The sequence below is a fragment of the Candidatus Pantoea edessiphila genome, from assembly GCF_002933335.1.
GTDB lineage: Bacteria > Pseudomonadota > Gammaproteobacteria > Enterobacterales > Enterobacteriaceae > Pantoea_C.
The window spans coordinates 83,187-105,041 of sequence record NZ_PDKS01000001.1 but is presented as its reverse complement, the minus strand read 5'-3'; the positions used below and the strand labels follow the sequence as shown (position 1 = coordinate 105,041).

The window sequence follows — 21,855 nt, the reverse complement described above, 5'->3', positions numbered from 1 at the left end:
TAAATTAAAAAAGTATATAAAATAAATTATTATTATCCTAGTATAAATAATTGACTATTGTATATGCTATCAAATACATTAATTATTGATATCAATCAATAATTAATTCAATAGATTATTAACATACTTTGATTCTAGATAATTTAAATTAGCAAATAGATAAATCAACCTGATATTAATTCTTTATTATTGACGATAGTAGTTGCTGTATTTATAAATACAAGTAATAACATATTACTGTAAATCATCAATAATTCCTTTAATATATTTTGTAATAATTACTCTTAATGCTCAATTTTCGCGATGAAAATACGGTCGAAATTATCTTCTTACATTAAGTAAGGATTGCTTTTAGCAACAGAATGGAGTAAATCTTACATATAATTTTTTTGATGAAATGTATAATAATATTATTTATAATAAATAAAATATTGCTCAATAGTTTTTTACTGCCGATATTTTATTGTTATTTTTTAATATCTTAAGAATAGTCACAATATAGATTGAAACTTTAAATTTCATAGACAATAGATTACTTTCCTTCTCAAGATGTAATTAAAGTTATACTACAAGATGTAATTAAAGTTATACTAACAGAAGTTTTTTTTATTATAATATCTATTGTTAATTTAAATAAAATTAATCGATAAAATTAATAATTCATTAACTAAAAATTTGTATTTTGTTAATATTTTTATGGGCATATATTTTAATACATTATATAGGATCAAATGTATAATTTATCTTCTTTTATATATAACTAAATAATAAATATTAATAATTATCGATAATTTAAATATTAACAAATTAAGGTAATAAATTATAAATCTTTTGAATAAAATTTGATTTTTATATAAAGGCAAGTATATGTCAGACAAATTAATATTAGTTCTGAATTGTGGTAGTTCTTCAATTAAATTTACTATAATGGATTCTACTAAAGGTAATAAGTATATTTCTGGTTTGGCTGAATTTTGTTATCTTTCAAAAATAACATGGATATCTAATTATCAAAAAAAAGAAGCAATATTAAAAAAAGGAATTAAATATCAAGAAATACTTAAATTTATTATTGAAAATATTCTAAAAGAAGAGACCAAAATATTAAACAAAGTTGCAGCAATAGGGCATCGTATAGTACATGGTGGAAAAGATATAACCAGTTCTGTAATAATAAATCAAGAAATCATTAAAAACATTGAAAATGCTATTTCATTTGCGCCATTACATATTCCAGCACATCTAGTTGGTATTAATGAAACAATGAAAAATTTTCCTCAACTAAATGACAAAAATGTTGCAGTATTTGATACTACTTTTCATAGAACAATTCCAGAGTCTTCTTATTTGTATGCTTTACCATATAAATTGTACACAGATCATGGTATACGTCGCTATGGAGCACATGGTATAAGCCATTTATATGTAATGCAGCAAGCAGCAAAAATATTAAAAAAAACACAAAAAACACTTAATATAATAAGTTGCCATTTAGGAAATGGCAGTTCAATATCTGCTATTCGTAATGGTATCTGTGTAGATACTTCAATGGGATTAACACCGTTAGAAGGACTTGTAATGGGGACTAGAAGTGGTGATATAGATCCAGCAATAATATTTTTTTTATATAACTCATTGGGTATGAGTATAAAGGAAATAGATATATTATTAACACAAAAATCTGGTTTATTGGGACTAACTGAAATTACAAGTGATTGTCGTTATATTGAAGATAATTATACAACTAAGGAAGAGGCAAAACGTGCAATGGATGTGTTTTGTCATCGTATAGCAAAATACATTGGCAGTTATACTACTGTAATGCAAGGCAGGCTTGATGCATTGGTATTTACTGGAGGTATTGGTGAAAATTCTGCTATGGTGCGCGATTTTGTATTAAAAAAATTACAAATATTAAATTTTAAAATTGATTATAAACTTAACCTGATTAATAGGTTTGGTAAGTGTGGATATATAAATAAAAAAAATTACCGTAAAATATTAGTTATTCCAACTAATGAAGAACTGATAATTGCTAAAGAAACATCAAATTTAATAAAGTAATTATTTATAAATAAATTAAATAAATAATGTTGATTATTTTTAAGATAAAATTTAAGGATTGAATATTGCCACGTGCTATTATACTCGTTCCGATTTATGAAAATGTAGGCTTTCAAAGCGTAATATTGGGATTAATTCATGCTATAGAACGTAAAGACATTAGCGTTAAAATTTTTAGACCAATTATACAAAATGATAAATACGATCAGTTTAATGATATATTTAGTAAACACAATTTAATTGCCGCTAACAAATCATTAAAAATGAAAGTTGTTAAGTCAATACTAAGTGTTAATAGACAAGATATTTTAATAGAAGAAATTATATCTAAATATTATTTTTGTTCAAAGAATATAGAAGTAGTTTTAATTGAAGGTTTACCGATAAAATACCAATTTTCCAACTCATTAAATTATGAAATAGCTAAAGCATTAAATGCAGAAATTATTTTTATATTGTCGATAGATAGTGGTGACTTATTACATATTAAAGAACATATTAAATTAACTTCCAACAGTTTTGGTGGAATAAAAAACAAGAATATAGTTGGTGTTATAATTAATAAATTAAACGCTCCTATGAATCAACATAACCATATTTACCATGATATTTCGGAAATAACTAATGATAGTGATATAGATATAAATTTTCACCGGAATGAATATATTAATAAAATAAGTGAAAATATTCCTGTGCCTATTCTTGGGTGTATACCATGGAATCATGATCTTATGTCAATTAGAGCGATAGATATATATAATCACCTTAAAGCACATATTATTAATAGAGGTGATATTATAACTCGTAGAATAAAATCTATAACTTTCTGTAATTATAGCCTATCAAATATAGTAAAATATTTAAAACCTGGATCAATGTTAATAACTTCTGCGGATAGACCGGAAGTAATAATTGCAATATGTTTAGCAATTATGAATGGAGTAAAAATTGCGGCAATTTTACTAACTGGTAATTATAAAATTAACAATTGTATCACTAAATTATGTGAATGTTCTTTTCAGACGGGCGTACCAGTGTTTATGGTTAGTTCTAATACTTGGCAAACATCTATTAATTTGCAAAATTTAAACATAAATATACCTGCTGATGATATTTATCGTATTGAAAAAACACAAAAATATATAGCCGGTTTCATTAGTACTAATTGGATTAATTCACTAAAATTCTCTTCTAATAGTATTTATCGCTTATTTTCACCACCAGCTTTTCGGTATCATCTAACTGAATTAGCACGAAAATCAAATAAATGTATTATTTTGCCAGAAGGTAATGAACCTCGTACTATAAAAGCAGCAACTATTTGTACTGAAAGAAAAATAGCAAGCTGTATTCTATTAGGATGTGCAGATGAAATAAGAGATATAGCTTTATCGGAACATATTGATTTAAAAAGCGATATCATAATTATTAATCCCAATAAAATAAAACATAATTATATACCAAGACTGGTTGAATTACGTAAAAATAAAGGAATGACAGAATCAATAGCACAAGAACAACTAGAAGATAATGTAGTATTAGCAACTATGATGTTGGAAAACAACGAAGTAGATGGATTAGTTTCTGGTGCTGTTCATACAACAGCGCACACAATTAAGCCATCATTGCAAATAATAAAAACCGCACCTAATAATTCATTAATTTCATCAATTTTTTTTATGTTATTACCTGAAAAAGTTCTTGTGTATGGTGATTGTGCGATAAATCCAGATCCTAATCCTATGCAACTGGCAGAAATAGCAATTCAATCTGCTGATTCTGCCAAGTTTTTTGGTATTCAGCCAATTGTTGCAATGATATCTTATTCAACTGGAAATTCTGGATTTGGTAACCATGTTGAAAAAGTCCGTCAAGCAACTATTATAGCTCAAAGAAAAAGACCAGATTTAATAATTGATGGTCCTTTACAATATGATGCAGCAATTGTTGAAGATGTAGCTAAATTTAAAGCACCGAACTCTAAAGTAGCTGGTAAAGCTACAGTATTTATATTTCCAGACCTCAATACAGGAAATACTACATATAAAGCAGTACAACGTTCAGCCAATTTGATTTCTATTGGACCAATGTTGCAAGGAATTCGTAAACCAGTAAACGATCTATCCCGGGGAGCTTCTGTAGATGATATAGTGTATACTATTGCTTTAACTGCAATTCAATCTCTGCAGCAAATAAAATGATTACTTTCTTCCTTAGTATTTTTACAGGTGTTCTATTAAATGAAAATTATTAATTATATACCGTTCCAACGTTTAAATAAATCTTCAGGTAATACAATATCGAATTGATCAATAATTCGATTAACTGTTTGGTTAATTATTTGGTCTATAGTTGTAGGATTATGGTAAAATGCTGGCACCATAGGCATAACGATAGCACCTAATCTAGAAGCCCTGATCATCATATGTAAATGACCAATATGTAATGGTGTCTCTCTCAGACATAATATTAATTTCCTGTTTTCTTTAAGCGCAACATCAGCAGCTCGGGTCAACAGTGAATCACTATAACAATTAACAATACTTGAAAGAGTTTTAATTGAGCAAGGTAAAATTACCATACCAATAGTTTTATAAGAACCTGATGAAATGCTAGCTGCTATATTTTTAACATTATGTACTACATTTGCTAAATTATGAACTTTACTTAAACTAAAATCACTTTCTATCTTTAACGTTTCATAAGAAGAATGACTCATTATGAGATGTGTTTCAATATCCTCTAAATCTTTTAAAACTTGTAGCATTCGTAAACTATATATAATACCACTAGCTCCTGAAATTCCAACAATAAGTCGTTTCATAAATCGACCTTAATATTTAATATAAAACTAATCAATTAATTTATTGGTTTTAGAGTATTTAATTTTCTTCATTATATATTTCAAGATTTTCTACTTCACGGCATAAAGTCACTTTACTTTTTTTATCATATACACAATTAAAATTGTTCAAATAATTTTCATCAATATCTCTAGTTATATAAACACCATTAAAAACCGAACATTCAAATTGAGTAATATTTAGATTTTCTTCTCGTACTGCTTCAATAAGATCATTAAGATCTTGAAAAATTAGTGCATCTGATTTAATTAAGGCACAAATCTCTTCTGTTTTACGTCCATGTGCTATTAATTCTGTTGAATTAGGCATATTAATACCGTAAAAATTTGGAAATCTAATTTCCGGCGCAGCTGAAGCTAAATAAACATTTTTTGCTCCAGCTTCTCTTGCCATTTCTATGATTTGTTTTGAAGTAGTACCTCTTACAATTGAATCATCGACTAGTAATACGTTTTTATTAATGAATTCAGCTCGATTAGTATTAAGCTTACGCTTGATTGCTATCTTTCTTACATTATTTCCTGGCATTATAAAAGTACGACCTACATATCTATTTTTTACAAATCCCTGTCGATATGGTTTATTAATAATATGTGCGATTTCTAATGCTATATCAGTAGAAGTTTCAGGAATTGGAATAACAACATCTATATTTAAGTGTTTCCATTCTCGAGAAATTTTTTTTCCAAGTTTAGTGCCCATTCTTACTCTAGCACTATAAACAGATATTTTATCTAAACAAGAATCTGGTCTTGCAAAGTAAACATATTCAAATAAACATGGATTGTTTTGGGGATTTTCAGCGCATTGACAAGAAAACAACTTACCTTGCTGAGTAATATAAATTGCTTCTCCGGGCGCAACATCTCGAAGGACTGTAAATCCAGTTATATCTAAGGCTACACTTTCAGATGCTACCATATATTCAGCACGATTTGCGGTAATACGTTTTCCTAATATAAGAGGACGAATTCCATGGGGATCTCTAAAAGCTACTATTCCATGTCCAATGATCATTGATATTACTGCATAAGCACCTCTTATTTTTTTATGAACTCCAGTAACTGCTTTAAATATATCTTGATATTTCAGACAAGAATTATGTTGAAAATCGCTTAATTCTTGAGCGAAAACATTAAGCAAAACTTCAGAATCTGAATGAGTATTTACATGACGTCTACTATTTTTAAATAAATATTTACGCAATTCATCAACATTAGTTAAATTGCCATTGTGTGCTAAAGTAATACCGTAAGGTGAATTAACATAAAATGGTTGTGCTTCTGAAGCACAGGAACTTCCTGAAGTAGGGTATCTTACATGACCAATACCTATATCTCCTTGTAAATATTTCATATGTTTTTTATTAAAAACGTCTCTTACCAAACCATTTGCTTTCCTTAAACGAAAACAATTTGATTTGTCAATAGTACAAATACCAGCAGAATCCTGTCCTCTATGTTGCAGCACTGTCAATGAATCATATATATACTGATTTATTGATATAAAGCTAACAATGCCAACAATACCACACATTATAATATTTCCTTAGAAGAAGTATGTTTTTAACATGTTTTATGCTCATCGAAATTCAAAATACGATATGTCTTACAATAATCAAAAAAATTTTTTATTAAGTGATTAACATGAGGAATTAATTGTGATTTTTTCCAATCTGTACTTTTAGCAATATCAGTAAAAATATTTAAGGAAAAAATAATTAAAGATACAATTAAAACTCCACGTATTGCTCCAAAACATATTCCAAGTATTCTATCTGTACCAGATAAACCATTTTTTACTACTAGGATTCTAATTAAATTATTTAATAATGCACCTATAATCATAGTAATAAAAAATGGCAAGGTTATAGCAATGATTTTCCTAATTAAATAATTGCCAAAAAATAATGGCAACCATGTCATGATATATTCATGAGATACATTGGATAAGAAAAATGCGCATACCCAAGTAAACAAAGACAAAGCTTCGTATATAAACCCACGAAATAGACTAATAAAAACTGAAAAAGCAATCATGCTAAGTATTATGTAATCAATCCAAATCATATTGTTTAACCTCGAGTTAAAATATTACAAATTGTTAGAAAACATAAGATAAAGTTTTATAAATATTTTATGTAAAAACACTAAAACAAGTAAAATTATAAGTTTATATATTCTAATCATTTTTTCAATTAACTTAATATTATGTTAAATATTAAAACAAATTTAATTTATATAAATATATTTGATTAATTACAAACATATTTTAATTATTAAAATTTTACTTAATTCAATTAATAATATATCTACATTATACTAACATTAATGTATTTCAAGTTAAATATCACTTTTTAATGTATTAAATTATTCAATAATATAATTAAAATTAATATAAAAAATATTTTATTCATTTTAACTAATATATTTTTTTATTTATTCAAACAATATTTATTGATAATAATCTATTAGCTACATTTAGATGAATTATTTAAATTAAAGAACATATTATGTATTAACATAAAATACAATAAAATATAAATTTAATTACTAATAAACATATTGTTTATTAGTAATTAAATTCATAATTTGAGATACTGTAACAAATGAGCCACACACTAATATAGTATCTTGAAATTGTGCGTTTTTGATAATTACTTCCCAAGCACATTTAATATCCGCAAAAACATATGCATTTGTTAAATGTGATTTAATCTGATCAGCTTTGGCTCCTCTCGGACAATTTAGCGTTACACAATACCAATAATCAACTTGCTTTTTTAAAGCAGTTACAGTTCCTTTGATATCTTTATCTTGAAACATACCTATTAATGCATGTACCTTACCTTTTTGTGGTAAAATCTCCAGACAAGAAGATAAATAATTTGCTGCGTGTGGGTTATGAGCAACATCAAAAATAATATATGGATATTTACGTATTATTTGAAATCTACCAGGTAAATTTATTTTTATTAATTGTTTATAAATTTGTTCCGTAGATATTTGAAATCTAGAAGCACGCAAAGCTACTAAGGCAGTAGCAACATTAGGTAAAGGAACTTGTGTAAAAGGTAAATTACTTAAAGAACCATAACTATCATATAAACACCATTGTTTATCTTGTTTGTGATAAAACCAATTTTTATTAATTTGCAATAGATTTATTTTTTTTTCTTTAACAATTTTCAAAACACTAGAGGGTATATCAGATTCACCTACTATTGCTAATTTACTTGGACGAAATATACCAGCTTTTTCCATACCAATCTGTTCTCTATCTACTCCTAATAGATTTGTATGATCAATAGCTATATTAGTAATGATAGCAGCATCCGCATCAATAATATTTGTAGCATCTAGCCTACCACCAACTCCTACTTCTAAAATTATTACATCAAGATTTGATTGTTTAAATAAATATAATGCTGAAAGAGTACTGAATTCGAAATAAGTCAATAAAATATTATTGCGATTTTTTTCAATTTCTTTAAAGGAATTAATGTGTTCTTTTTCAGTTAATACCTTTCCGTGAATACGCACTCTTTCAATGTAGCTTAAAAAGTGTGGTGAACTGTAGACACCAACACGATATCCGGATGTTAGAAGAAGTACTTCCATTGTACGACATGTAGTACCTTTTCCGTTTGTTCCTGAAACAATAAACACAAATTCTTTTGGTGTTAATAAATTCAAATTTTTTGCTACTGATTTTATTTTATTTATATCTAAATATACGTTATTACTAATACGTTCTAAATAATCAAGCCATGATTGTAATGAATTTGATTTATTGTAAAATTGACAATTGTTTTTTTTTATCATCTTCATATATACTTGTAAAAACAGTTATATATCTATTTATTATAATTGTTATTTGATTGATTACTAAAATTAAACTTTTCGCCATCATCTATCGATGGAGCAGGAATATTCATCATTTTGGATATTATATTTGCTAACTTATAGCGCATTTGAGGTCTTCTAATTATCATATCAACAACACCTTTTTCAATAAGAAATTCACTACGTTGAAAACCTAGAGGAAGTTTTTCTCTTATTGTTTGTTCTATAATACGAGGTCCAGCAAATCCTATTAAAGCTTTGGGTTCTGCCAAGTTAAGATCACCTAACATTGCAAGACTTGCAGAAACACCTCCTAAAGTAGGATTAGTAAGCACTGATATGTAAGGCAAACCTAAATCCCCCATTTTTGCTAATGCAGCACTGGTTTTAGCCATTTGCATCAAAGATATCAATGCTTCTTGCATCCGTGCGCCACCACTAGCAGAAAAACAAATTAGAGGACAAAGATCCTTCATAACTTGTTCTACTGCAAGAACAAAACGAGAACCAACCACAGATCCCATTGACCCAGCCATAAAATCAAATTCAAATGCTACAGCTACAACAGGAATTTCATATAATTTTCCTTTCATTGCAACTAAGGCATCTTTTTCTCCAGTTTTTTTTTGAGCAGATAACAAACGATCTTTGTATTTTTTAGAATCGCGAAATTTAAGTATATCTTTAGGTTCTAATTTATCACCTAACTCCATTGTACTATCTAAATCTAATAAATGATTTAAGCGATCTCGAGCTTTTATTATCATATGATGATCACATTTTGGGCATACTCTTAAATTCCGTTCTAATTCGATTCGATATAATATTTGATTACAGTTATCGCATCTAGTCCATATTCCATCTGGTATATTAGTACGACGTAAAAGAGGAGCAATCTTGCTTTTATTAAAAATACGTTCAATCCAGCTCATTTATGCTATACCTATTTCATAATTCATCAATGGTCATATTCACTTTACTAAAACAACAAAGTTGGTATTATTTATGATAGCTATCTTCTTCTGTTATAGGAAATATATTGATCAAAAATAAATTAATTGTATAATATGATATTTATGTATGGATATATTAATACATTTTTTTTATATTCTGTAAAAATAACGGTCCTATAGATACTCTAGGTAAACAAAAATACGCAGGATATTCTACTTCAACTAAATATAGTCCTTTAGCTTTAGCTGTTGAACATCCAAAAGTACGATTTTTTGATAATAATAATATTCTCATCCATGATGATGGTTTTTTTCCTATACCAATATCAATTAAATTTCCTACAATATTACGTACCATATGATATAAAAAAGCATTTGCTTTAATATCTATAATTACATAATATCCTAAACGTATAATATTAAGATGTATTATATTTCTTTTAAAATTTATAGACTGACAAGGAGAACCACAAAATGCTGAAAAATCGTGTTCTCCTAATAAACATCTACTAGAATATTGCATTGTCTGTATATTTAAGGGATAGTAACAGTGTGTTAAACCATTATTTAAAATAGCTGGACGCATAGAATAATTATAAATTATATAACGGTATCTTCTAGCAACTGCACTAAATCTAGCATGAAATTTATTGGATACGTTTTTGACCCACAGAACGGAGATACTATTGGGTAAATTAGAGTTAACACCTTTTGTCCAAGCACTTATATTACGATTGGCGTTTGTTTCAAAATGTATTATTTGTCCTGTACTATGAACTCCTGTATCTGTACGACCTGCGCAAAAAACATTAACTGAATGATTAGCTATTTTTGAAATAGCTTTTTCTATTGTTTCTTGTACGGTAGCTATTTTTTCTTGGCGTTGCCATCCATAATAGTTACTACCATCGTATTCAATACACATTGCTATTTTTTTTGTTTTTTCATAAAACATTAACGAACCTTACGTTAATTTATATTTAATTTCTGTTAATATCACAAAGAATCTTGCAAATACAATAATTATTAATATAATTAAAATAATTATTCAGTAAATATTTTGCTTATCTTAAATTAACTGTTATAAAAAAGATATGTATTTATTTCAATACCATTTAAATAAAAGATATCAATCTTAAGTTACTATATTAATTTAGGAAACTAATTCATATAACATAATCTCTATGAAAGAGATATTAAAAACACTGTTTTTAAACCTTTTGTTCAAAAAAAGCATTAAAACCAATATTTTTTAGAATATTAAATGTTTCATAATTATCACAATTAACTTTTAAGGAAAACCATTCTCTACGAATTCTGTGATGATTTTGCAAGTTATTGAATGAATAATAATTCATTATTGTTGTATTACGCAATAAACTGTCATCCACATAAATACTGAAAATTAAATTAGCTAATTTACTTAATTTTGACTGCGTAATTCTACCATGTAAAAAAATATTGCTAAATGTTGGCTCAATTAAAAATTTATTTATTTTTATTTTCTTAGGTTTGTTTATTAATTTGCACCATCTTTCGTATAACTTAATAATTGCATTTATCTTGGCTTCTATTGTATAACCTGCAATATGTGGTGTAGCAATAATTGTTTTACTCAATAAATCAATTGATAATCCATTTTCTTCTTCGTTCCACACGTCTATTACTAACTTTATATCTTTACGTATTTTTAATACATCAATAAGATCTTCATTATTAATAATTGCACCTCGAGAAGAGTTTATTAAAATAGCATTTTTTTTAAGAGATAGAAGTATTTTTTCATTTATAATATGAAAAGTTTTATATTTACCTTTATAAACTAATGGAATATGAAAAGTAATTATATCAGATTTATTAACTAATTCATTTAGTGAATAAAAATAATTTTGCTTTTTTTTATGAATTTTATCCGATAGTGGTGGATCGCAAAGTAATGTTACAACTCCCCAAGCACTTAAAATTTTATTTAAATAGGATCCAATATGCCCAACTCCAACTATACCTATAATGCAGTCTTTAATTTGAAAATTATTACGTTCAGCTAGAAATAATAAAGAAGTAAAAACATACTCAGCTACTGCAACAGCATTACAACCAGGTGCTGCTGAAAAAGCAACACCCAATTTTTTTAGCCAGTCTACATCAACATGATCAATCCCTGAAGTAGCAGAGCCTATGAATTTTATTGATTTGCGATCTACTAAAGATTGTTTATTAATTTTAGTAACTGAACGTATTATCAAACAATCTGCATCTAGTAGATCATTACCTAATAATTCTCTACTAGAAATTTTCACTACATTACCACTATTTTTAAAAATATCGCTTACATAAGGAATAGTTTCGTCAACTAATATTTTCACCAAATTTGCCTAAATACAATAAAATACATTAAGATAGTTATTCGAGTATATATTTTTATCATTCATGAATGTATTTATAATGAAGATTATATAAAATAATACAAATCTAAAACAGTTAAATCAATTAAAATAAGTTAATTTTATATCAATATAAACAATAATTGTTTCATCATGGTTAATATTTGCGCATTATTAAAGTTGCATTAGTTCCACCAAAACCAAAACTGTTACTCATAACAGTTTTAAGGTTCTTTTTCGTAGTTTTAGTGATTATATTGATTCCTTCAGCAAATGGATCTAAAGAGTCAATATTAATACTTGGAGCTATAAATCCATGTTTTAACATTAATAAACAATATATTGCCTCATGAACACCAGCTGCTCCTAAAGAATGTCCAGTTGTTGATTTAGTTGCAGAGATATTAGGTATAGTTCTACCAAATACTTTGCGTATTGCCTCTAACTCTACTTTATCTCCAATTATCGTTGAAGTACCATGACTATTAAGATAATCTATGGGATTTTTAATATACTGCATTGCCATTTTCATGCAACGAACGGCACCATCACCTGAAGGGTGAACCATGTCTAATCCATCTGAAGTTGCGCCATAACCGATAATTTCAGCATAGATAGGAGCATTTCTATCTAACGCATGTTTCAATTCTTCTACTACAATTATACCACCACCACCTGAAATAACAAAGCCATCACGTTTTTTATCATAAGTACGAGATGCTTTTTCGGGATTATTATTGTAATGTATAGATAAAGCACCCATAGCATCAAATTCACATGCCATTTCCCAACTGAGTTCTTCACCCCCTCCTGCAAAAACAATATCTTGTTTACCAAATTGAATTTGTTCAACTGCATTACCAATGCAATGTGCAGAAGTAGCACAAGCAGAACTAATTGAATAGTTTATTCCATAAATTTTAAAAGATGTTGCAAGACAACCAGAAATCCCTGAAGCCATAGCTTTAGTTACAATATAAGGACCTACTGCTTTTATTCCACGTGCACTTCGCATCGCATCGGCTCCAAATACCTGAAAATGAGGCGAACCTCCTCCTGAACCAACAATGACGCCAACTCGTGGATTTCTTTGATAAGTATAACTTTTTAATCTAGAATCTTTAATTGCTTCTTTCATTGACAAATAAGCATAAATTGATGCATCATTCATAAATCTTGAAATCTTGCGATCAATTAAACCACTAGTGTCTAATTTAATATCACCCCAAACTTGACTACGCATACCAGAATCTTTCATTTCTTTAGAAAATGTTATACCAGAACGACCTACAATAAGGGAATTCAATACTTCTTGCTGATTATTGCCAATACTAGAAATAATTCCTAAGCCAGTAATAACAGCAGATTTCATTAAAACTTCCTCTTTTTGCATAAAATAAAACTAAATTGTATCTTGTGATTCATAATATATTGATTTAAAATCAAAATGGAATTGTTAGATTTCACTGACATTGACATTTATCCCAATATAAATTGTTTGATTGCATTAAAAATTTACTGCTATTTTTATCAAATTTAATAACAAATACTAATTGTTATATTTAAAACAAAAAATAAACATATAACGATCTCTCTTTGAAATATAAAAAACACAAGATGTTTATTTTTAATGCATTGTATATTATATAAAATAAATTAAATAAAACTAAACAATTTTATTTAATTTATGTCTCATATTGTATTTATTTATCTAAATTTAATATTAAATATGAATTAATAATAAAAACAAGTAGAATTCACATCATAGCATTGAGCCCTATCTCTTAACAAATGATCCATTAATACTATCGCAATCATCGATTCAGCTATAGGAACAGCTCTAATTCCTACACAAGGATCATGCCTTCCTTTAGTAATTACTTGCATTTCTTCACCATTGTTATTGATAGTTTGTCCTGGTTTTGTTATACTAGAAGTTGGTTTCATTGCTATATTAATATTAATATCTTGACCATTACTAATACCACCTAAAATTCCTCCTGCATGATTACTTTGGAAACCATTTAGCTTAATTTCATCTCTATGTTGGCTACCGCGCTGATGTACTACTGCAAACCCATCACCAATTTCAACACCTTTCACTGCATTGATACTCATTAATGCATGAGCTAAATCCGCATCCAATCTATCAAAAACTGGTTCACCTAATCCTGCTGGTACATTTTCAGCTCTTATTGTTAATTTAGCTCCAATAGAATCACCCTCTTTTTTTAAATTTAGTATTAATCTATTTAATATCTCTAATTTATCAGGGTCAGGACAAAATATCGGATTTGATTCAACAATATCCCAACTTTTAAATTCGCAATGAACATTGCCAATTTGTGATATATAACCTCTAATTAATATATTGTGTTTCATTTTTAAGTACTGTTTTGCAATTGCTCCTGCTGCAACTCGCATAACAGTTTCTCGAGCAGAAGAACGTCCTCCTCCTCGATAATCACGTATTCCATATTTTTTTTCATAAGTGTAATCCGCATGTCCTGGACGAAATACACCTTTAATATTAGTGTAATCTTGAGGTCTACAATCAATGTTTTCAACAATTAAACCTATAGGCGTTCCTGTAGTAGTACCCTCAAATATACCAGAAAGTATTTTTATTTTATCTAATTCATTGCGTTTACTAGTATAACGAGAACTACCTGGTCGACGGCGATTGAGATCATGCTGAATGATTGACTCATTAACTGGTATGCCAGGTGGTACACCGTCAATTATACAACCCAACGCTTTTCCATGAGATTCACCAAATGTAGTTATTCGAAAAATTTGTCCAATACTATTACCAACCATACTATATTCCTATTAATTTAAACAAAATTTATTTGCTTTTTTAATCCATATAAATAGAAAAATGATGTTGAGCATTGATAAGCTGCTTACGTGTTATCATAAACACCCCCTCACCACCATTATCAAATTTTAACCAATTAAAAGGTATATCTGAATATTGTTCAATAATTTGAATCATATTATCACCTACTTCACAAATGATAATTCCATTATCATTAAGATAATTTGAAGCACCGGCTAAAATACGACGTATAATTTTTAATCCATCTATGCCGGCAGCTAATCCTATTTTTGGTTCATAATGATATTCGTTAGGCAAAGTATTGATTTCTTCAATACTAACATACGGTGGATTTGTAATAATCAAATCATATTTTATATTAGATAGTTTACTAAATAAATCAGATTGAATTAAGTTTACGTTATTAATGAAATGATGTTCTGTAATATTTTGTCTGGCAACATCTAATGCATCAGTTGAAATATCTACTGCATCTATCTTAGCTTGTGGAAAAACATATGCACAAGATATTGCAATACAACCACTGCCTGTACACATATCTAGAATATGGTCAGGCGTGTTTTTTATTAAACCTATAAAATTATTTTCTATTAATTCACTAATTGGTGAACGAGGAATAATTACTCGATTATCAACATAAAATTCATAACCACAAAACCACGCTTTATTAGTCAAGTAAGCGGTAGGAATACATTCATTAATACGGCGAGTAACCAATTTAATAATATGATTACGTTCACTACTAGTTAGACGAGAATGACAAATCTGTTCCTTAATATCTATTGGCAAAAAAAGAGAAGGAAGAATTAATTGAACAGCTTCATCCCAAGGATTATCTGCACCATGTCCATAAAAAATTTTAGTAGCTAAAAAACGACTTACTGTCCAACGAAGCATATCTTGAATAGTACGAAGCTCATTTAATGCTTCTTCCGCATGGATTTGATTCATTTAAGATCCTTTTCAAGGTTGTTTAACATAATAAATGATTTTCTATATAAAAACTCAAAATAAATAAAATTTATAATAATAATTAATTTTCTTGCATTACATATTCAATAAATAATGATTTTAAATCAAATACTTTACATTATAATTAGTTAATATCTTTGAACAAGAAATGAAAATTATTTAATTTGAATTAGTATTAGCTATTTTAAATAAGATATTATTATGTAGTAATATTTAATAACACTTATACAAGTTTTATTATACCATTACTACTAAACGACCATAATATTTCACTTTTTTTTGTAAACAAAAAAGTTTTTACGCAAATAATAGAGGCAGGTGTAAATGTAGATAACGTTTTTTTTGGAAAAATAACATTAATTAGATTACATATAAAAGGCAAATGAGATATTAATAATACCGACTCTATTCCATCATTAAACATTTTTTTTAAATATTGAAAAACAATTAAAGGATTTCCATTAGGTTTTAACTCCGGTAAAATAATTTGATGATTAAAAATTAGAATGTTACTTATATTTGAAAGAGTTTGTATTGCTCTTTTATAAGGACTGCTTAAAGCATATTCAATATACACATTATTTTTTTTAAGCCAATGTGCTATTTGTTGTGATTCTCTAATGCCGCACTGTGTTAAAGATCTAGTTTGATCATTGTCTAGATCTTTAACAGAGTCACCATGACGCATTATAATAATTTTCATAATACTATCCAATTTTAATAATGTTTATGCATTTAATCAAATTATAATTGGTAACTTAATATTTTGTATAAATTTAATTACTGATAGCATTTATTCTATTCAAATAATAAATATATTACTTACTTATAATATTTATAGTAAAGATTATAAATAAGTAATATCATAAGTGTTCATATTATGATATTAAAGAAGACAATAATATTATTAGATATTGTTAACAAATAAACATATTAATTGATTGGAAATAATAATTTGCTGTTTTAGATAATTGAACGTCCCCTTAGTTAAACGGATATAACAAACCCCTCCTAAGGGTTAATTACAGGTTCAATTCCTGTAGGGGACATATTCAAAAAATATACCTCAATACATCATATTTTAGTTGCTTGAGTCAATTCTTCCTAAGATCATTAATAATTATTTGCTCAAAGTGAAGCAATACCAACCCTTATTTCTTCTATGATTAAATAAACATTCAATAAAAAAACAATTAAAGTAATAAATTTGGCTACATTTTGTAATAATGATGAATTAACCATTTCATTACCCATTATTTCATTATTTCCTGTAAACGTAATTAGAGGAACTAAAGCTAATGCTATTCCAAAACTCAATACTACTTGACTTAATACTAAAATATGGGCTATATCACATCCTATCCAAATAACAATAAAAGATGGAAGCATGGTTACAAATCTTCTGACCCATAAAGGTATGCTAAAATGAACAAAACCTTGCATTACAACTTGACCTGCCATTGTACCAACTACTGTAGAAGATAAACCCGCTGCTACTAAACTTAAACTGAAAATCGTTGCAGCTGCTTGTCCTAAAATTGGTTTCAAAGTTAAATAAGCTTGATCTAATTGAGAAATTCCAGAATATCCACCAAAATGAAATACTGCTGCTGCAGTTGCCATCATAGATAAATTTACAAAACCAGCAATAGTCATAGCAACAACAACATCTACTTTTGCAGTTGCATAACGTTCGTGCATGTTATTATTACCATCATTAAATTGAGTTAAAGCTGAATGTAAATATATTACATGAGGCATAATAGTGGCGCCTAATATAGCAGCTGATAAAAAAACTGTCTCAAGATTTGGCAACATAGGTATAGCTAACCCAGAAATTAGCTCATTAACTTGTGGTTTTGAAAAAAACAATTCTATCGCATAGGCACCAGCTACAAAAATCAACAAAGAACCAACTATTATTTCAATGGATCTCTGACCATAATTTTGAAGAAGTAAAATTAAAAAAGTAGCTACTCCTGTCAATATTGCTCCATTAAATAGAGAAATATCTAATAATAACTTAAATCCAAGTGATGCTCCAAGAAACTCTGCTAAATCTGTTGCTATAGCAATTATTTCAGCTTGAATCCAATAAAACCATACTACAGGACGTGGAAACCTATCTCTAATATGTTCTGCTAGATTTTTACCTGTGACAATACCTAATTTGGCAGACATTAGCTGAATTATCATTGCCATAATGTTTGCCCATACTATGACCCATAACAATTTATAACCATAAGAAGTTCCTGCTTGAATATTAGTTACAAAATTACCAGGGTCTATATAACCTATTGCAGCAATAAAAGCTGGTCCTAGTAAGGCGAATTTGACTTTTCTTGCCCCTTTCATCAGTTTTTCAATAATGCTCATTTCAAACATATTCAGTATCCTATCTGAACATTCATTAAAAATTTATTAAAATTTATTCAATGTAGCAATTGTTTAATTTTAATACTACAATACACAACACAAAGGTTATCAATTGCTAAAAATTTTAATGTAAGTAATAGAAATCATTTGAATCAAAAATGAACATAATCACATCTTGTATAGAAGTTAATTAATTATATCATATGCTTATGTATTAAATCCAAATATTGTTATAATGTTTAGTTAATTCATAATATACTAAAGAAAACAAAACAACGTAGTAATTATAGTATATAATATTAAATATAATAATTGAAATTTAAAATTTATGGAGCTAGGCGGAATTGAACCGCCGACCTCTTACATGCCATGTAAGTACTCTTCCATCTGAGTTATAGCCCCGCAAAGATAATAGTAAATTATCTTAAAACATCATTAAATATTATAGTATAATACATTGACATATATATTAAAATTTATTTTGATAATTTGCTTGTTTTAATAAACATCAAAGCTTTTTCAATACGAGATATGGTTTTATTTAAACCAATTAGTTCGATTATCTTATTAATAGCCGGAGAGCAATTACAGCCAGTAATAGCTACGCGTAAAGACATATATACATTATTTATATTTACTTTAAGTTCTTTAGATGTATTTAAAATTATTTTGTTAATATTTTCAGCATTCCAATCGCATATTGAAAGCAATTTATTGCGGATATACTCTAATAATTTATAATTTGAAAAATTCAAATATTTAATAGCATAATCAGTATTGAATTCCTGAATATCTTCATAACAATAACGACAAGAATTAGCCATTTCTTGCAGAGTTTTACAACCCTTGCTGAATATTTCAACAATTTTTTCTATTTGCAGTTCAGAATTAACATTAATGTGTTTAGATAAGTGGTTTGCTATATATTTTGTCGGTAACACATTAATATAATGATGATTAATCCATTTAAGTTTATTAATATTAAATATACTAGGAGATTTACTTGCTTTATTTAATGTAAATAAATTTATCATTTCAGAAATAGTAAAAATTTCTTTATCATTATGAGACCAACCAAGTCTGAGTAAATAGTTAAGTATAGCTTCTGGTAAATATCCTTCATGTTTATATTGCAATATACTCAGTGCGCCATGACGTTTAGAAATTTTCTTGCCATCTGGACCAAATATCATAGAAACGTGCGCATAATTAGGTATATTTGCGCCTATAGCTTTTAATATATTTATTTGTCTTGGTGTATTATTAATATGATCCTCGCCACGAATTACATGAGTTATACCCATATTCCAATCATCTATTGCTACACAAAAATTGTAAGTAGGATAGCCATCAGTACGCCTGATAATTAAATCGTCTAATTCTTCGTTATCAAATGTAATTTTCCCTCTAATTTGATCATCAAATGTTACATGTCCTTTTTGAGGGTTACAAAACCTAATTACATGAGGTATATTATGTGGTAAATTAAATTTTGTTCTACAATATCCATCATATCGAGGTTTTTCTCCTTTTATTATTTGTAATTTTCTCAAAGATTCTAATCGTTCTCTAGAACAAATGCATTTATATGCACTACCAATTTTTAGCATACTATCAATTACATCATTATAAAGATTCAATCTTTTAGTTTGATAATATGGTCCTTCATCCCAATCTATATTCAACCAATTTAAACTATCTATAATGGTTTTAACAGATTCTGTTTGAGAGCGTTCTGTATCTGTATCTTCTATTCTTAGTGTAAAAGTACCTTTATTATGGCGTGCAAAAAGCCAAGAATAAAGAGCAGTACGAATGCTTCCAATATGTAAATAACCTGTAGGACTCGGTGCAAAACGGGTTTTGATATTCATTAATTAAAGTTCCGGATTAATACTATTAGAGTAATGCTTATTAACTTAATAAAATATTACGTTATACTGTAATTATTAAATAATATAAAATAAATTTTAATATAATAACTTGTATTTCTAAAAGAACCATTATATCATATATACGAGTTATGAGTTTAATAAAAATTAACATGATACTCAAATTTAATTGCTGTTAAATAATACAAATATTATCGGGTGATTAGCTCAGTTGGTAGAGCACCTCCCTTACAAGGAGGGGGCCGGCGGTTCGAGTCCGTCATTACCCACCATTACATAATTAAAAATTGAATATAATTTAAATTTATAAAACATTTTGTAATTACGGAAATTTAAGATTATTTTTTATATTATAGAAATTGGGTCGTTAGCTCAGTTGGTAGAGCAGTTGACTTTTAATCAATTGGTCGCAGGTTCAAATCCTGCACGACCCAAAAAAATACGATAAGACGTATTTGCTTTTATGCTACTCGATATAATTATCAATTTATCTTACTGTTTTATATAAAACTGAATTATTAAATAATAATAATTTAATGATTTTAGGAAAAGATTATAAATCTATATCAAATACTTCTAAATTCAGAATAATATGTATACCTTATATTAATCAATTCTATTATTATCTATTTTAGATAATTTTTTGTCTATTATAAAATTGCAAACAAATAATAACTATGAAATTTTTAAAAATCGATTTAATGATTATTAAAATCATATCTTCTGTTTTACTTGCTTGTGTTTTTCCATTAAAAGGTAATTTTATAAATTTATTTAAATATTTGACTATTGCAGCTATATTTATTCTTTTTTTTATGCATGGTGCTAAGTTATCCAGAAAAAAAATTATTATGGGAAGCAGTAACTGGCAGCTACATTTATGGATATTATTCAGTACATTTATAATGTTTCCACTATTAGGAATGGTTTTAATATGGTGTCATTTAATAAATATCAACCCAGAAATTGATAATGGTTTTTTATATTTATGTAGTATGCCAGCTACTGTACAATCTGCTATAGCGCTTACATCAATAGCTGGAGGTAATGTTGCAGCATCTGTATGTAGTGCATCAGCTTCAAGTATATTAGGTATATTTATTTCTCCTTTGATTGTCAAATTAGTATTAGGAATGCACAGTACTGGATTAAGTATAAACAATGAAATAGAACAAATATATAAAATAATATTACAATTATTAATACCTTTTTTAGCAGGGCATATATCACGTAGATGGATTTATAAATGGGTAGATAAAAACAATGATCTAATTAATCAAGTAGATCAAATATCAATTTTATTAGTGGTTTATTCTGCTTTTAGTGAGGCAGTGATTAATGGTATATGGTATATTGTCGGAATACATACACTATTATGGGTTTTGATAGAGTGTCTAATACTGCTTTTTCTTGTATTGATTATCAATTATTTGGTAGCTTGTTTATTCAACTTTAAACGTTGTGATGCAATAGTATTATTATTTTGCGGATCTAAAAAAAGTCTAGCTAACGGTATTCCTATGGCTAATATTTTGTTTCCAGTCAGTTCAGTAGGAATAATCATACTACCATTGATGATATTTCACCAAGTGCAATTAATGGCATGTTCATATATTGCTCAACTTTATAAAGAACAAAACAAGACAGCTAATTATTGATAATT

At 27.6% G+C, this 21,855-nt stretch carries 16 protein-coding genes and 4 tRNA genes; 6 read left to right on the top strand and 14 right to left on the bottom strand.

The features are described 5' to 3' along the window. Positions 1 to 867 precede the first annotated feature (867 nt). Complete coding sequence (locus tag CRV11_RS00525; protein ID WP_136131390.1) at positions 868 to 2,064, top strand: acetate kinase; 1,197 nt, start codon at positions 868 to 870, stop codon at positions 2,062 to 2,064. Positions 2,065 to 2,129: 65 nt separating this feature from the next. Beyond that, a complete protein-coding gene (gene pta / locus CRV11_RS00520; protein WP_136131389.1) occupies positions 2,130 to 4,265 on the top strand; it encodes a phosphate acetyltransferase in 2,136 nt (711 codons plus the stop codon). Positions 4,266 to 4,318: 53 nt separating this feature from the next. Here the strand turns inward: pta and CRV11_RS00515 are convergent, their stop codons facing one another. The 11 genes from CRV11_RS00515 to sixA all read right to left on the bottom strand — a co-directional run bounded on the left by CRV11_RS00515 (position 4,319) and on the right by sixA (position 16,627). Continuing rightward, entirely contained in the window at positions 4,319 to 4,888 is a 570-nt protein-coding gene (locus CRV11_RS00515; RefSeq protein WP_136131388.1) for a UbiX family flavin prenyltransferase, read from the bottom strand. A 58-nt stretch (positions 4,889 to 4,946) separates the two neighbouring features. Continuing rightward, positions 4,947 to 6,464 (bottom strand): amidophosphoribosyltransferase, encoded by a 1,518-nt coding sequence (gene purF / locus CRV11_RS00510; protein WP_136131387.1) that lies wholly within the window; start codon positions 6,462 to 6,464, stop codon positions 4,947 to 4,949. Between the two features lie 29 nt (positions 6,465 to 6,493). After that, positions 6,494 to 6,997, bottom strand: coding sequence for a CvpA family protein (locus tag CRV11_RS00505; RefSeq protein WP_136131386.1), 504 nt, complete (start codon positions 6,995 to 6,997; stop codon positions 6,494 to 6,496). Positions 6,998 to 7,480: 483 nt separating this feature from the next. Then, positions 7,481 to 8,752, bottom strand: coding sequence for a bifunctional tetrahydrofolate synthase/dihydrofolate synthase (gene folC / locus CRV11_RS00500; protein WP_136131385.1), 1,272 nt, complete (start codon positions 8,750 to 8,752; stop codon positions 7,481 to 7,483). 32 nt (positions 8,753 to 8,784) lie between these two features. Continuing rightward, a complete protein-coding gene (accD, locus tag CRV11_RS00495; RefSeq protein ID WP_136131384.1) occupies positions 8,785 to 9,705 on the bottom strand; it encodes an acetyl-CoA carboxylase, carboxyltransferase subunit beta in 921 nt (306 codons plus the stop codon). Positions 9,706 to 9,862: 157 nt separating this feature from the next. Continuing rightward, positions 9,863 to 10,681, bottom strand: a complete 819-nt coding sequence (gene truA, locus CRV11_RS00490; RefSeq protein ID WP_136131383.1) for a tRNA pseudouridine(38-40) synthase TruA — start codon at positions 10,679 to 10,681, stop codon at positions 9,863 to 9,865. Positions 10,682 to 10,937: 256 nt separating this feature from the next. Then, positions 10,938 to 12,092, bottom strand: coding sequence for a 4-phosphoerythronate dehydrogenase (locus tag CRV11_RS00485; RefSeq protein ID WP_158674478.1), 1,155 nt, complete (start codon positions 12,090 to 12,092; stop codon positions 10,938 to 10,940). A gap of 175 nt (positions 12,093 to 12,267) precedes the next feature. Continuing rightward, entirely contained in the window at positions 12,268 to 13,482 is a 1,215-nt protein-coding gene (gene fabB / locus CRV11_RS00480) for a beta-ketoacyl-ACP synthase I (protein ID WP_136131381.1), read from the bottom strand. Positions 13,483 to 13,844: 362 nt separating this feature from the next. Beyond that, positions 13,845 to 14,930 (bottom strand): chorismate synthase, encoded by a 1,086-nt coding sequence (aroC, locus tag CRV11_RS00475; protein WP_136131380.1) that lies wholly within the window; start codon positions 14,928 to 14,930, stop codon positions 13,845 to 13,847. Positions 14,931 to 14,970: 40 nt separating this feature from the next. Further along, positions 14,971 to 15,903 carry a 50S ribosomal protein L3 N(5)-glutamine methyltransferase gene (gene prmB / locus CRV11_RS00470; RefSeq protein WP_136131379.1) on the bottom strand — a complete coding sequence of 311 codons (933 nt, stop codon included), beginning with the start codon at positions 15,901 to 15,903 and terminating at the stop codon, positions 14,971 to 14,973. A 244-nt stretch (positions 15,904 to 16,147) separates the two neighbouring features. After that, positions 16,148 to 16,627: a phosphohistidine phosphatase SixA gene (gene sixA / locus CRV11_RS00465; protein WP_136131378.1), complete on the bottom strand. Its 480-nt coding sequence runs from the start codon at positions 16,625 to 16,627 to the stop codon at positions 16,148 to 16,150. 274 nt (positions 16,628 to 16,901) lie between these two features. On the opposite strand from sixA, the gene CRV11_RS00460 reads away from it, so the two are divergent. Further along, positions 16,902 to 16,973: transfer RNA gene (locus CRV11_RS00460), tRNA-Arg, on the top strand. A gap of 79 nt (positions 16,974 to 17,052) precedes the next feature. Here CRV11_RS00460 and CRV11_RS00455 read toward each other — a convergent pair. The 3 genes from CRV11_RS00455 to gltX all read right to left on the bottom strand — a co-directional run bounded on the left by CRV11_RS00455 (position 17,053) and on the right by gltX (position 20,174). Continuing rightward, positions 17,053 to 18,309: an Nramp family divalent metal transporter gene (locus CRV11_RS00455; RefSeq protein ID WP_136131377.1), complete on the bottom strand. Its 1,257-nt coding sequence runs from the start codon at positions 18,307 to 18,309 to the stop codon at positions 17,053 to 17,055. 320 nt (positions 18,310 to 18,629) lie between these two features. Continuing rightward, positions 18,630 to 18,702: transfer RNA gene (locus tag CRV11_RS00450), tRNA-Ala, on the bottom strand. A gap of 74 nt (positions 18,703 to 18,776) precedes the next feature. Further along, complete coding sequence (gene gltX, locus CRV11_RS00445) at positions 18,777 to 20,174, bottom strand: glutamate--tRNA ligase (RefSeq protein ID WP_136131376.1); 1,398 nt, start codon at positions 20,172 to 20,174, stop codon at positions 18,777 to 18,779. 214 nt (positions 20,175 to 20,388) lie between these two features. Between gltX and CRV11_RS00440 the strand changes: the two genes are divergently transcribed. The 3 genes from CRV11_RS00440 to CRV11_RS00430 all read left to right on the top strand — a co-directional run bounded on the left by CRV11_RS00440 (position 20,389) and on the right by CRV11_RS00430 (position 21,850). Beyond that, positions 20,389 to 20,464: transfer RNA gene (locus CRV11_RS00440), tRNA-Val, on the top strand. An 89-nt stretch (positions 20,465 to 20,553) separates the two neighbouring features. Next, positions 20,554 to 20,626: transfer RNA gene (locus tag CRV11_RS00435), tRNA-Lys, on the top strand. Between the two features lie 243 nt (positions 20,627 to 20,869). Further along, on the top strand, positions 20,870 to 21,850 hold the full coding sequence (locus tag CRV11_RS00430) for a bile acid:sodium symporter family protein (protein WP_136131375.1): 981 nt from the start codon (positions 20,870 to 20,872) through the stop codon (positions 21,848 to 21,850). The last annotated feature ends 5 nt before the right edge of the window (positions 21,851 to 21,855 follow it).